Genomic DNA, 12,854 nt, shown 5'->3' on the forward strand with positions numbered 1-12,854 from the left:
GTGTCACTTTCGCTTTGGCAGCAGTGTCTTGCCCGATTGCAGGATGAGTTACCAGCCACAGAATTTAGTATGTGGATACGCCCGTTGCAGGCGGAATTGAGCGATAACACGTTGGCACTGTATGCGCCAAACCGTTTTGTGCTCGATTGGGTAAGGGATAAATACCTCAATAATATCAATGGACTCCTCAATGATTTTTGCGGTGCTGATGCCCCACAGCTGCGATTTGAAGTCGGGACCCGCCCGGCAGTGCAGGCGCAACGCGGCGCGATAAATACGCATGTTGCGACCGCCACACCGGCAGCGCAGGTTCAGACGGCGCGCGTCGCGCCAACGATCGTGCGTCCCGGCTGGGATAACGTCCCGGCGCCGGCGGAGCCGACCTACCGCTCTAACGTTAACGTTAAGCACACCTTCGACAATTTCGTTGAAGGTAAATCTAACCAACTGGCTCGCGCGGCGGCGCGTCAGGTTGCCGATAATCCAGGCGGCGCCTATAACCCTTTATTCCTTTATGGCGGTACCGGTCTGGGTAAAACCCACTTGTTGCACGCGGTCGGTAACGGCATTGTGGCGCGCAAACCCAACGCCAAAGTGGTCTATATGCACTCGGAGCGTTTTGTTCAGGATATGGTTAAAGCCTTACAGAACAACGCCATTGAAGAGTTTAAACGCTACTACCGCTCCGTCGACGCCCTGCTGATCGATGATATTCAGTTCTTTGCCAATAAAGAGCGCTCGCAGGAAGAGTTTTTCCACACCTTTAATGCCCTGCTGGAAGGTAATCAGCAGATCATTCTCACCTCGGATCGCTATCCGAAAGAGATCAATGGTGTTGAGGATCGTCTGAAATCCCGCTTTGGCTGGGGGCTGACGGTGGCGATCGAGCCGCCTGAGCTGGAAACCCGCGTGGCGATCCTGATGAAAAAAGCCGACGAAAACGACATTCGTCTGCCGGGAGAAGTGGCATTCTTTATCGCCAAGCGTCTACGCTCTAACGTACGTGAGCTGGAAGGGGCGCTGAACCGCGTTATTGCCAATGCCAACTTTACCGGCCGGGCGATCACCATCGATTTCGTGCGCGAAGCGCTGCGCGATCTGCTGGCGCTGCAGGAAAAACTGGTCACCATCGACAATATTCAGAAGACGGTGGCGGAATATTACAAGATTAAGGTAGCGGACCTGTTGTCGAAACGCCGCTCCCGTTCGGTGGCGCGTCCACGCCAGATGGCGATGGCGCTGGCGAAAGAGCTGACCAACCACAGTTTGCCGGAAATCGGCGATGCGTTTGGCGGTCGCGACCATACCACCGTGCTGCACGCCTGTCGTAAAATTGAGCAGCTGCGTGAAGAAAGCCACGATATTAAAGAAGACTTTTCCAATTTAATCAGAACATTATCCTCGTGACGCTATGAAATTTACCGTAGAACGTGAACATTTATTAAAGCCGCTGCAACAGGTGAGCGGTCCCTTAGGGGGTCGTCCGACGCTGCCCATTCTCGGTAACCTGCTGCTTCAGGTCTCGGATGGCGCGCTGTCGCTGACCGGTACGGACCTCGAAATGGAAATGGTGGCGCGCGTTGCGCTGATTCATCCGCATGAGGCGGGTGCAACGACCGTTCCGGCGCGAAAATTCTTTGATATTTGCCGCGGCCTGCCCGAAGGCGCGGAGATTGCCGTTCAGCTGGAAGGCGATCGGATGCTGGTGCGTTCCGGGCGCAGCCGTTTTTCGCTGTCGACCCTGCCCGCTGCCGATTTCCCGAATCTTGATGACTGGCAGAGTGAAGTCGAATTGACCCTGCCGCAGGCGACCATGAAGCGCCTGATTGAAGCCACCCAGTTTTCGATGGCCCATCAGGATGTGCGTTATTACTTAAACGGCATGCTGTTTGAAACCGAAGGTGACGAACTGCGTACCGTGGCTACCGACGGCCACCGTCTGGCGGTCTGTTCAATGCCGCTGGGTGAATCATTGCCGAACCACTCGGTGATCGTGCCGCGTAAAGGGGTGATTGAGCTGATGCGCATGCTTGATGGCGGCGATACGCCGCTGCGCGTGCAGATTGGCAGCAACAATATTCGCGCCCATGTCGGTGATTTTATCTTCACATCGAAGCTGGTTGACGGCCGTTTCCCTGATTATCGCCGGGTATTGCCGAAGAACCCGGATAAACATCTGGATGCGGGCTGCGATATTCTCAAGCAGGCCTTTGCCCGCGCGGCGATTCTGTCGAACGAAAAATTCCGCGGCGTGCGTCTGTACGTCAGCGAAAATCAGCTGAAAATCACCGCCAATAACCCGGAACAGGAAGAAGCGGAAGAGATTCTCGACGTTTCTTACTCCGGCAGCGAGATGGAAATCGGCTTTAACGTCAGCTACGTGCTGGATGTGCTTAATGCGCTGAAGTGCGAAAATGTGCGTATTTTGCTGACCGATTCGGTGTCGAGCGTGCAGATTGAGGATGCGGCGTCACAATCGGCCGCCTACGTTGTCATGCCTATGCGCTTGTAAAGAATATCGGGCTATCTTACTTGCCATTTTCAACCTGGGCTGTGCTCGCCCCTGTCACGTACTTCGTGTACGCTCCAGGGTCTGTGCGCAGTCCGCGTTGAAACTGGCTGCGCCGATTACGCCCTGGCCTGAAGAACTCCGGATATGTCACTAACGCGCCTGCTAATCAAAGACTTCCGCAATATTGAAGATGCGGATCTCGCTTTATCCCCCGGCTTTAATTTCCTGGTTGGCGCTAACGGCAGCGGCAAAACCAGCGTGCTGGAGGCCATTTATACGCTCGGCCACGGTCGGGCGTTTCGCAGCCTACAAATTGGCCGGGTGATTCGCCACGAGCAGGAGTCGTTTGTGCTGCACGGGCGTCTGCAGGGCGAAGAGCGTGAGACCGCCATCGGCCTGACCAAAGATAAGCAGGGCGACAGCAAGGTGCGTATTGACGGCACCGATGGCCACAAAGTGGCGGAGCTGGCGCACCTGATGCCGATGCAGCTGATTACGCCGGAGGGGTTTACATTACTCAACGGCGGCCCCAAATACAGGAGAGCGTTCCTCGACTGGGGATGCTTTCACAATGAAGCCGGATTCTTTACCGCCTGGAGCAATCTGAAGCGCCTGTTGAAGCAGCGTAATGCCGCGCTGCGCCAGGTCAGCCGCTATGCGCAGATACGCCCCTGGGATCTGGAACTGATTCCGCTGGCGGAACAAATCAGCCGCTGGCGTGCCGAATATAGCGCCGCTATCGTCGAAGACATGGCGGATACCTGTAAACAGTTTTTACCTGAGTTCTCTCTGACCTTCTCCTTCCAGCGCGGCTGGGAGAAAGAAACGGATTATTCCGAAGTGCTGGAGAGAAACTTCGAGCGTGACCGCATGCTGACCTACACCGCCCACGGCCCGCACAAAGCGGATTTCCGCATTCGTGCCGATGGCGCGCCGGTCGAAGATACTTTGTCACGCGGGCAGCTTAAACTCCTGATGTGCGCGCTACGACTGGCGCAGGGGGAGTTTTTAACCCGCGAAAGCGGGAGACGCTGTCTGTATCTGATAGATGATTTTGCCTCGGAACTTGATGACGCGCGGCGTGGGCTGCTTGCCAGCCGCTTAAAAGCCACGCAGTCGCAGGTTTTCGTCAGCGCAATCAGCGCTGAGCACGTAATGGACATGTCGGACAAAAATTCGAAGATGTTCACCGTGGAAAAGGGTAAAATAACGGATTAACTTAAGTTTAAATGAGCGAGAAACGTTGATGTCGAATTCTTATGACTCCTCCAGTATCAAAGTCCTGAAAGGGCTGGATGCGGTGCGTAAGCGCCCGGGTATGTATATCGGCGACACGGATGACGGCACCGGTCTGCACCACATGGTATTCGAGGTTGTGGATAACGCTATCGACGAAGCGCTCGCAGGTTACTGTAAAGACATCGTTGTCACTATCCATAGCGATAACTCCGTCTCCGTACAGGACGATGGCCGCGGTATTCCGACCGGCATTCACCCGGAAGAGGGCGTATCGGCAGCGGAAGTCATCATGACCGTGCTGCACGCAGGCGGTAAATTTGATGATAACTCCTATAAAGTCTCCGGTGGTCTGCACGGCGTGGGCGTCTCGGTGGTTAACGCCCTGTCACAGAAACTGGAGCTGGTGATTCAGCGCGACAACAAGATTCACCGCCAGCTCTACGCCCACGGCGTACCGCAGGCGCCGCTGGCCGTAACCGGTGATACCGAAAAAACCGGTACCATGGTGCGTTTCTGGCCGAGCTATGAAACCTTCACTAACGTCATCGAATTCGAATACGAAATCCTGGCAAAACGCCTGCGTGAGCTGTCATTCCTCAACTCCGGGGTGTCTATCCGCCTGCGCGACAAGCGTGACGGCAAAGAAGACCATTTCCACTACGAAGGCGGCATCAAGGCGTTCGTTGAGTATCTCAACAAGAACAAAACGCCGATCCACCCGAATATCTTCTACTTCTCCACCGAAAAAGACGGTATTGGCGTGGAAGTCGCACTGCAGTGGAACGATGGTTTCCAGGAAAACATCTACTGCTTTACCAACAACATTCCCCAGCGCGACGGCGGTACGCACCTGGCCGGTTTCCGTGCGGCGATGACCCGTACCCTGAACGCCTACATGGATAAAGAAGGCTACAGCAAAAAAGCGAAGGTCAGCGCCACCGGTGACGATGCGCGTGAAGGTCTGATTGCCGTAGTTTCCGTGAAGGTTCCGGATCCCAAGTTCTCCTCACAGACCAAAGACAAGCTGGTCTCTTCTGAGGTGAAATCGGCGGTAGAGCAGCAGATGAACGAACTGCTGAATGAATATCTGCTGGAAAACCCGTCTGACGCCAAAATCGTGGTCGGTAAAATCATTGATGCGGCCCGTGCGCGTGAAGCCGCGCGTCGCGCGCGTGAAATGACCCGCCGTAAAGGCGCGCTGGACCTGGCTGGCCTGCCGGGCAAACTGGCAGACTGCCAGGAACGCGACCCGGCGCTCTCCGAACTGTACCTCGTGGAAGGGGACTCGGCGGGCGGTTCTGCGAAACAGGGCCGTAACCGTAAGAACCAGGCAATCCTGCCGCTGAAGGGTAAAATCCTCAACGTCGAGAAAGCCCGCTTCGATAAAATGCTCTCTTCTCAGGAAGTGGCGACGCTGATTACCGCGCTTGGCTGCGGCATCGGGCGCGACGAGTACAACCCGGATAAACTGCGTTATCACAGCATCATCATCATGACCGATGCGGATGTCGACGGCTCGCACATTCGTACCCTGCTGTTGACCTTCTTCTACCGTCAGATGCCGGAAATTGTTGAACGTGGCCATGTCTACATTGCACAGCCGCCGCTGTACAAAGTGAAGAAAGGCAAGCAGGAACAGTACATCAAAGACGATGAAGCGATGGATCAATACCAGATCTCGATAGCCCTGGATGGCGCAACGCTGCACACCAACGCCAGCGCTCCGGCCCTGGCGGGCGAATCGTTAGAGAAACTGGTTGCTGAGTTCAATGCGACGCAGAAAATGATTGTTCGCATGGAACGTCGCTTCCCGAAAGCGCTGCTGAAAGAGCTGGTTTACCAACCGACGTTGAACGAAGCCGATCTGTCTGATGAGCAGACCGTAACCCGCTGGGTGAATGCGCTGGTGACCGATCTCAATGAGAAAGAGCAGCACGGCAGCCTGTGGAAATTCGATGTTCACGAAAATGCCGGGCTGCATCTGTTCGAACCGGTTATCCGCGTGCGTACCCACGGCGTGGACACCGACTATCCGCTGGATCACGAGTTTGTCACCGGCGGTGAGTATCGTCGTATTTGCACGCTGGGCGAGAAACTGCGTGGGCTTATCGAAGATGACGCGTTTATCGAACGTGGCGAACGCCGTCAGCCGGTAGCCAGCTTCGAGCAGGCGCTGGACTGGCTGGTGAAAGAGTCCCGTCGTGGCCTCGCTATCCAGCGCTATAAAGGGCTGGGCGAGATGAACCCGGATCAGCTGTGGGAAACCACCATGGATCCGGACAGCCGTCGTATGCTGCGCGTGACGGTGAAGGATGCGATTGCTGCCGATCAGCTGTTCACCACCCTGATGGGCGATGCCGTAGAACCGCGCCGCGCCTTTATCGAAGAAAACGCCCTGAAAGCGGCGAATATCGATATCTAAACTCATCCGCTGCTCCCCGGTGGCGCGATGCTGGCCGGGGCTGCGGAATATGTTGCCCGGACAGGGCGCCTGGCGTCACTATGCGGGGATTCCTCGGGTCTAAAAGAGGAATCCCTTATTGCGATCCTATCCTCGTTTTCCCCTGCTTCTGTTGCTGTTTTTTGAGCGGAATCGCGTTAGCATGGCCCAGGACTCATCTTACCTGGGGATCTCATGGCTATTAAACTGATTGCAATTGATATGGACGGTACGCTGCTGCTGCCGGACCATACCATCTCTCCTGCGGTTAAAACCGCGATTGCTGCGGCGCGCGCGCGCGGCGTCAACGTCGTGCTCACCACCGGCCGTCCGTATGCCGGTGTGCACAGCTATCTGAAAGAGCTGCACATGGAGCAGCCGGGAGACTACTGCATCACCTACAACGGCGCATTAGTGCAGAAAGCAAGCGACGGCAGCACCGTGGCGCAAACCGCGCTGAGCTATGATGACTACCGCTATCTCGAACAGCTTTCCCGCGATGTCGGCTCTCACTTCCATGCTCTCGATCGTAATACGCTGTATACCGCTAACCGCGATGTGAGCTACTACACGGTGCATGAGTCCTACGTGGCGACGATTCCGCTGGTTTTCTGCGAAGCCGAAAATATGGACCCGAATATCCAGCTGCTGAAGGTGATGATGATCGATGAGCCGGTCATCCTTGACCAGGCTATCGCCCGTATTCCAGCGGAAGTCAAAGAGAAGTACACCGTGCTGAAAAGTGCGCCGTACTTCCTCGAAATCCTCGATAAACGCGTCAATAAAGGGACCGGCGTGAAGTCCCTGGCCGATGCGCTGAATATCAGGCAGGACGAGATCATGGCGATTGGCGATCAGGAAAACGACATTGCGATGATTGAGTTTGCCGGCGTTGGCGTGGCGATGGATAACGCGATTCCGACGGTGAAGGAAGCCGCTAACTTTATTACCAAATCGAACCTTGAAGATGGTGTGGCCTGGGCGATTGAGAAGTACGTTTTATCCTGACCTGCTCTTCAGGCCCGGTGTTCTCGGGCCTGACTCCGCCTTGATGATGCATAACATGAACCCCTCAGGCCGTGTTTTGCCTCATCGTACGCCGATCCGCACATCCGTTTTCCCTTTATCGCCGCGGTCGCAATGCCGGGCGCGCTGTCCTGTATCCTGCCGGTGGGCGATGTTAAACGTGTAGGTTAATTCTGTCCGATGCTATACCCTGATGCGAACGTTGCGCATCAGGGTATCTCTATGAAACAAGTCACCTTTGCTCCCCGCCATCATCAGCTAACCAATACGCAAACCTGGACTGCGGACAGCCAGTGGCTGGCCTTTGACGTCCGTCCGTCGGGCGCCTCCTTTACCGGGAAGACGATTGAACGGGTCAATGTGCAAACCGGGGCCGTCGAAATTCTCTATGCTGCGCAACACGGGGCTCATGTCGGCGTGGTGACCGTTCATCCTGCGATGGATAAATATGTCTTTATACACGGTCCGGAACACCCGGATGAAAACTGGCAGTATGATTTCCACCATCGTCGCGGCGTGGTGACATACCAGGGTGTGGCGCACAACCTTGATGCGATGGATATCACCGCGCCGTATACGCCGGGCGCGCTGCGCGGCGGCAGTCATGTTCATGTTTATAGCCCAAACGGGCAGTTCGTCAGCTTTACCTATAACGATCATGTCCTGCACCAACGCGCGGCCTCCCTTGACCTGCGAAACGTCGGCGTTGCGACCCCTTATGGCCCGGTCACGCCGGACGGGCAGCATCCGCGTGAATATGGCGGCAGCCACTGGAGCGTTCTGGTCAGCCGGACAACGCCGACGCCGGTGCCGGGCAGCGATGAGATAAACCGCGCATACGAAGAGGGTTGGGTGGGGAACCATGCGCTGGCATTTATCGGCGATACGCTGTCGAGCAATGGCGCCAGAATCCCTGAGCTGTTTATTGTGGCGTTGCCGCAGAGCGAGCAGGGCTGGAAGCAACAGGGCGAGGCGCCGCTGGCCGGTACGGAGACCACCATGCCAGCACCGCCGGCCGGAGTCATGCAGCGGCGTTTAACATTCACTCACCATCGACGCTATCCGGGGCTGGTCAATACGCCGCGGCACTGGGTACGGGCCAACCCGCAGGCGACGCAGATTGCCTTCCTGATGCGCGACGAGGCGGGTGTGGTGCAGCTATGGCTGATTTCCCCCCAGGGGCGCGATCTGCGGCAGCTGACTCACAATGTTAACGATATTCAATCGGCGTTTAACTGGCACCCGTCAGGGGAGTGGCTGGGATTTGTGCTGGATAACCGCATGGCTATCTGTCATGCCCGGAGCGGTGAAATTATATTTTTGACTGCCGATCATGAAAACCCGCCTTCGGCGGATGCTGTGGTGTTTTCTCCGGACGGGAAACACCTTGCCTGGATGCAAGATGTGAATGGCTATCGCCAGCTGTGGATAACCGGCGTCGGGGTTTAAATCAGGGCGCTGGCATGGCCGCCGGTGGAATCACGGCGTTGGTCGCCAGCGAGCTTTTCTCACTTTTCTCGACGCGCGATTTTATCGAGCTGTCGGTACGGAACATATCCCACGGCAGCAGCAGCGTGTCCATCACCGCGGTGAAGGGCATATCGAGTGCGACCAGGGATTTTGTTCCCCAGTTGGCATCACTGTTACCCAGCATTTCCGCGCTGGCGCGAGTTCCCGGATAGGTTCCTTCCTTTCCGCCGGTATGTGACATCACGCTGGAGCAACCGCCCAAACTTACCATCCCGCTGAACAGGATTAGCTTTAACAGACCGCTTTTCATCATTTTTCCATCGTCGTTTCGGGCATTGAGATAACCTTCATATCGGTTATATCGAGCCATTCCATGAATGCCTGGCGTTATTGCACCGCACTGTGGCAGGCATCGTATTTTGCTTTTTGTGCTTTCCACCCAGTCTAAGCAATCGGCAGGAAACTGCAAAAAAAAAAGGTTTTTCGCGCTTGAAAATGACGGAATGAGCCACATTTTAGCAATGTGACCCGATGAAGATACGCCTGCGGGGTATTCCGGGTAATAACGACCTGTCCATGATGGAAGGTCATAAATTCTCGCTGACTTCAGGAGCTTTTTATTATGCGTAATTTCGATCTTTCTCCGCTGTATCGTTCTGCAATTGGTTTTGACCGCCTTTTTAATCTGTTAGAAAACAATCAGAGCCAGAGTAATGGCGGCTACCCTCCGTATAACGTCGAGCTGGTAGATGAAAACCATTACCGCATCGCTATTGCCGTGGCCGGTTTTGCCGAGAGCGAACTGGAGATCACCGCGCAGGATAATTTGCTGGTCGTCAAAGGCGCCCATGCAGCCGAGCAGAAAGAACGTACCTATCTCTATCAGGGCATTGCGGAACGCAACTTTGAGCGCAAATTCCAGTTGGCGGAAAATATCCATATCCGCGGCGCAAACCTGGTCAACGGCCTGCTGTATATCGATCTGGAACGCGTGATTCCGCAAGCGGACAAACCGCGCCGTATCGAAATTAACTAATTTTATCCGGGTCGCCACGCGGCCCGCTTGCAAACTTGCTTGCCGTCAGGGAGCAGATGCGAATCCACCGGATTTGCAGAGATCAACTCGCTTCATAGAAGGAGAAATACATTATGCGTAACGACGATTTATCCCCACTGCTGCGTCAATGGATCGGTTTTGACAAACTGGCCAATGCACTGCAAACCACCAGCGAAAGCCAGAGCTTCCCGCCGTATAACATTGAAAAAAGCGACGATAACCACTATCGCATTACCCTTGCGCTGGCCGGTTTCCGTCAGGAAGATCTGGATATTCAGCTGGAAGGGACGCGCCTGAGCGTGAAAGGTACGCCGCAGCAGGCCGACAAAGAAACGAAATGGCTGCACCAGGGGTTAGTCAGCCAGGCCTTTAGCCTGAGCTTCACCCTGGCAGAAAATATGGAAGTCTCCGGTGCCACATTCAATAACGGGTTGCTGCACATTGATTTAACCCGCAACGAACCGGAAGCGGTTATCCCGCAGCGTATCGCCATCAGCGAGCGTCCTGCGCTCGACAGCTAAGCTGACTTCGCATACAAGGCCCCGATTTTCGGGGCTTTTTTTTACCTGAAAACCTGGTCTCATGGTCGATACGTCATTGCGATGACCCGCCGATTATTGTGCGCCAGGCTGCATACAGGCCCGGGGGCTTAAGCCATAATCCATGGTGTTGATAATGTTATTCACAGGGAACAGACGATGAGTGATATAGCATTGACCGTCAGCGTTCTGGCGCTGGTGGCGGTAGTCGGATTGTGGATCGGCAATGTCAAAATTCGCGGCGTCGGGTTTGGCATTGGCGGCGTGCTGTTTGGCGGCATTATTGTGGGCCACTTTGTGGACCAGGCGGGTATCGCTCTTAGCAGCCCGATGCTGCATTTCATTCAGGAATTTGGCCTGATTCTCTTTGTTTATACCATCGGCATCCAGGTGGGGCCGGGGTTCTTCGCCTCCCTGCGCGTCTCCGGGCTACGGCTCAATCTCTTTGCCATCCTGATTGTCATCCTTGGGGGGCTGGTGACCGCCGTGCTGCATAAGCTCTTTGATATCCCGCTGCCGGTGGTGCTCGGTATTTTCTCCGGCGCAGTCACGAATACGCCGGCGCTGGGGGCCGGGCAGCAAATCCTGCGCGATCTCGGCGTACCGTTTGACGTGGTCGATCAGATGGGGATGAGCTATGCCATGGCCTATCCGTTTGGTATTTGCGGCATCTTGCTGACCATGTGGCTGATGCGTCTGTTCTTTCGCGTTAACGTCGAAAAAGAGGCCCAGCAGTTTGATGAGAGCAGCGGGAACGGGCACGCGGTTCTGCAAACGATTAACGTCCGGGTTGAAAACCCGAACCTGAACAATATGGCGATTCAGGACGTGCCGATGCTCAACAGCGATAAGCTGATTTGCTCCCGTCTCAAACGTGACGATCTGCTGATGGTGCCGGCACCGGGGACCTTAATTCAAACCGGCGATCTCCTGCACCTGGTCGGGCGTCCGGAGGATTTGCACAACGCGCAGCTGGTTATCGGCAAGGAAGTTGCTACTTCGCTTTCAACCCGCGGCACGGATTTGAAAGTTGAGCGGGTGGTGGTCACCAATGAGAAGGTGCTGGGTAAGCGGATCCGCGACCTGCATTTTAAACAGCGCTATGACGTGGTTATCTCGCGGCTTAATCGCGCCGGGGTTGAGCTGGTGGCCAGCAGCCATGCCAGCCTGCAGTTCGGCGATATTCTTAACCTGGTTGGCCGCCCGGAAGCCATTGATGCGGTGGCCGCCGAACTGGGTAACGCCCAGCAAAAATTGCAGCAGGTACAGATGCTGCCGGTATTTATCGGCATTGGCCTCGGGGTTTTACTGGGCTCCATTCCGCTGTTTGTTCCCGGTTTCCCGGTGGCGTTAAAGCTGGGGCTCGCCGGTGGGCCGCTGATTATGGCGCTGATCCTCGGGCGAATCGGCAGTATCGGCAAGCTCTACTGGTTTATGCCGCCGAGCGCCAACCTTGCGCTCCGTGAGCTGGGGATTGTGCTCTTCCTGGCGGTCGTCGGGCTGAAGTCCGGCGGTGATTTTGTCGTCACGCTGACCGCAGGCGACGGGCTGAGCTGGATTGCCTACGGCATTTTTATTACCGCGATTCCGCTGCTAACGGCGGGCATTCTGGCGCGGCTGCTGATGAAGATGAACTACCTGACCCTGTGCGGCATGCTGGCCGGGTCGATGACCGACCCTCCGGCGCTGGCTTTCGCCAACAACCTGCATGCCACCAGCGGAGCCGCGGCGCTCTCGTATGCCACGGTTTATCCGCTGGTGATGTTTTTGCGCATCATTACGCCGCAGCTACTGGCCGTGTTGTTCTGGGGAATGAGTTAACGGCGTCTCCAGGTGGACGCGCCGCAGATGGTAGTCCACCTGGTATTCACTGGCGTTGCGGAACATCACCGAATAGTTCAGAAACTCACCGCTGTCGCTGTAGGAAAGCGAAGTAATCCGCAGCAGCGGCGTCTGTTCCGGGACATTCATCGACCGGGCCAGCTGCTTGTCCGCCAGTACCGGCGTCAGGCTTTCATAGTTACCGCTAATGGTTATCCCGCACTCTTTCTCAATGTAATCGAATTTTGACCCTTCCATATGCGCCAGCGACAGGTTACGGAACAGTTTGACCGGCATATAGCTGTCTTCCAGCATCAGGGGTTTGCCGTCCACGTAACGCACCCGGCGCGAGAAGTAGATCCGTTCATTAATCTGTATCCGTAGCTGGCTGGCGATGGCCGGCGGCGCCGGCATGACTTCGAATACCAGCACCTCGCTCACCACCTCTTTACCCTGCTTGCGTAACACTTCCGCCAGACCGGTGAGGTTAGTGGTCTCGTGATGCACATCTTTGCGGGCGACAAAGGTGCCGGATCCGTGGCGGCGAACCACCAGCCCCCAGCTAATCAGCAGCTCGATAGCTTTGCGGATTGTCATCCGCGCCACGCCAAACTCTTCTGCCAGCTTTTTCTCTCCCGGCAGCGGGCTACCGATATTGAAATCGGAAGAATTCAGCCGCAGGCGCAATCTGTCCGCGATAGATTTATAGATCACCAGTAGACCTCTGTTTCACTTTTTAAACGGGACGGT

11 protein-coding genes and 1 other annotated feature are annotated in these 12,854 nt (G+C 55.7%); of the genes, 9 read left to right on the forward strand and 2 right to left on the reverse strand.

Going from position 1 to position 12,854, the window contains the following annotated elements:
• The 6 genes from dnaA (at window position 1) to Electrica_RS00030 (ending at window position 8,666) form a co-directional block, all read left to right on the forward strand.
• Window positions 1-1,407, forward strand: a complete 1,407-nt coding sequence (gene dnaA, locus Electrica_RS00005) for a chromosomal replication initiator protein DnaA (protein WP_100684592.1) — start codon at window positions 1-3, stop codon at window positions 1,405-1,407.
• A 4-nt stretch (window positions 1,408-1,411) separates the two neighbouring features.
• On the forward strand, window positions 1,412-2,512 hold the full coding sequence (dnaN, locus tag Electrica_RS00010; RefSeq protein ID WP_100684593.1) for a DNA polymerase III subunit beta: 1,101 nt from the start codon (window positions 1,412-1,414) through the stop codon (window positions 2,510-2,512).
• Between the two features lie 144 nt (window positions 2,513-2,656).
• On the forward strand, window positions 2,657-3,730 hold the full coding sequence (recF, locus tag Electrica_RS00015; protein ID WP_141962936.1) for a DNA replication/repair protein RecF: 1,074 nt from the start codon (window positions 2,657-2,659) through the stop codon (window positions 3,728-3,730).
• Between the two features lie 28 nt (window positions 3,731-3,758).
• Window positions 3,759-6,173: a DNA topoisomerase (ATP-hydrolyzing) subunit B gene (gene gyrB, locus Electrica_RS00020; protein ID WP_100684596.1), complete on the forward strand. Its 2,415-nt coding sequence runs from the start codon at window positions 3,759-3,761 to the stop codon at window positions 6,171-6,173.
• Window positions 6,174-6,386: 213 nt separating this feature from the next.
• Window positions 6,387-7,199, forward strand: a complete 813-nt coding sequence (yidA, locus tag Electrica_RS00025; protein ID WP_131050150.1) for a sugar-phosphatase — start codon at window positions 6,387-6,389, stop codon at window positions 7,197-7,199.
• Window positions 7,200-7,439: 240 nt separating this feature from the next.
• Complete coding sequence (locus Electrica_RS00030) at window positions 7,440-8,666, forward strand: DUF3748 domain-containing protein (RefSeq protein ID WP_141962938.1); 1,227 nt, start codon at window positions 7,440-7,442, stop codon at window positions 8,664-8,666.
• 1 nt (window position 8,667) lies between these two features.
• On the opposite strand, the gene Electrica_RS00035 is transcribed toward Electrica_RS00030, so the two are convergent.
• Complete coding sequence (locus tag Electrica_RS00035; RefSeq protein ID WP_131050170.1) at window positions 8,668-9,000, reverse strand: YceK/YidQ family lipoprotein; 333 nt, start codon at window positions 8,998-9,000, stop codon at window positions 8,668-8,670.
• 242 nt (window positions 9,001-9,242) lie between these two features.
• Window positions 9,243-9,316: a sequence feature (ROSE (Repression Of Heat Shock gene Expression) occurs in the 5'-region of heat shock genes and acts as an RNA thermometer to modulate expression.), on the forward strand.
• Here Electrica_RS00035 and ibpA point away from each other — a divergent pair.
• From ibpA to Electrica_RS00050, 3 genes are all read left to right on the forward strand, one after another.
• The gene (gene ibpA, locus Electrica_RS00040) at window positions 9,310-9,723 is read left to right on the forward strand and encodes a small heat shock chaperone IbpA (protein ID WP_131050152.1); all 414 of its coding nucleotides are present in this window, start codon (window positions 9,310-9,312) and stop codon (window positions 9,721-9,723) included. (Overlaps the previous feature by 7 nt.)
• A 113-nt stretch (window positions 9,724-9,836) precedes the next feature.
• On the forward strand, window positions 9,837-10,265 hold the full coding sequence (gene ibpB / locus Electrica_RS00045) for a small heat shock chaperone IbpB (RefSeq protein WP_141962940.1): 429 nt from the start codon (window positions 9,837-9,839) through the stop codon (window positions 10,263-10,265).
• Window positions 10,266-10,442: 177 nt separating this feature from the next.
• Entirely contained in the window at window positions 10,443-12,104 is a 1,662-nt protein-coding gene (locus tag Electrica_RS00050; protein ID WP_100684601.1) for a putative transporter, read from the forward strand.
• On the opposite strand, the gene Electrica_RS00055 is transcribed toward Electrica_RS00050, so the two are convergent.
• Window positions 12,072-12,818, reverse strand: coding sequence for a GntR family transcriptional regulator (locus Electrica_RS00055; RefSeq protein WP_100684602.1), 747 nt, complete (start codon window positions 12,816-12,818; stop codon window positions 12,072-12,074). The genes Electrica_RS00050 and Electrica_RS00055 overlap by 33 nt on opposite strands.
• Between the last annotated feature and the right edge of the window lie 36 nt (window positions 12,819-12,854).

It is taken from the genome of Klebsiella electrica (assembly GCF_006711645.1).
Lineage (GTDB): Bacteria > Pseudomonadota > Gammaproteobacteria > Enterobacterales > Enterobacteriaceae > Klebsiella > Klebsiella electrica.

Excerpts from the sequence above, each read along its gene's own strand:
- dnaN (WP_100684593.1), top strand. The coding sequence starts at position 1,412 with ATGAAATTTACCGTAGAACGTGAACATTTATTAAAGCCGCTGCAACAG.
- recF (WP_141962936.1), top strand. The coding sequence starts at position 2,657 with ATGTCACTAACGCGCCTGCTAATCAAAGACTTCCGCAATATTGAAGAT.
- gyrB (WP_100684596.1), top strand. The coding sequence starts at position 3,759 with ATGTCGAATTCTTATGACTCCTCCAGTATCAAAGTCCTGAAAGGGCTG.
- yidA (WP_131050150.1), top strand. The coding sequence starts at position 6,387 with ATGGCTATTAAACTGATTGCAATTGATATGGACGGTACGCTGCTGCTG.
- Electrica_RS00030 (WP_141962938.1), top strand. The coding sequence starts at position 7,440 with ATGAAACAAGTCACCTTTGCTCCCCGCCATCATCAGCTAACCAATACG.
- Electrica_RS00035 (WP_131050170.1), bottom strand. The coding sequence starts at position 9,000 with ATGATGAAAAGCGGTCTGTTAAAGCTAATCCTGTTCAGCGGGATGGTA.
- ibpA (WP_131050152.1), top strand. The coding sequence starts at position 9,310 with ATGCGTAATTTCGATCTTTCTCCGCTGTATCGTTCTGCAATTGGTTTT.
- ibpB (WP_141962940.1), top strand. The coding sequence starts at position 9,837 with ATGCGTAACGACGATTTATCCCCACTGCTGCGTCAATGGATCGGTTTT.
- Electrica_RS00050 (WP_100684601.1), top strand. The coding sequence starts at position 10,443 with ATGAGTGATATAGCATTGACCGTCAGCGTTCTGGCGCTGGTGGCGGTA.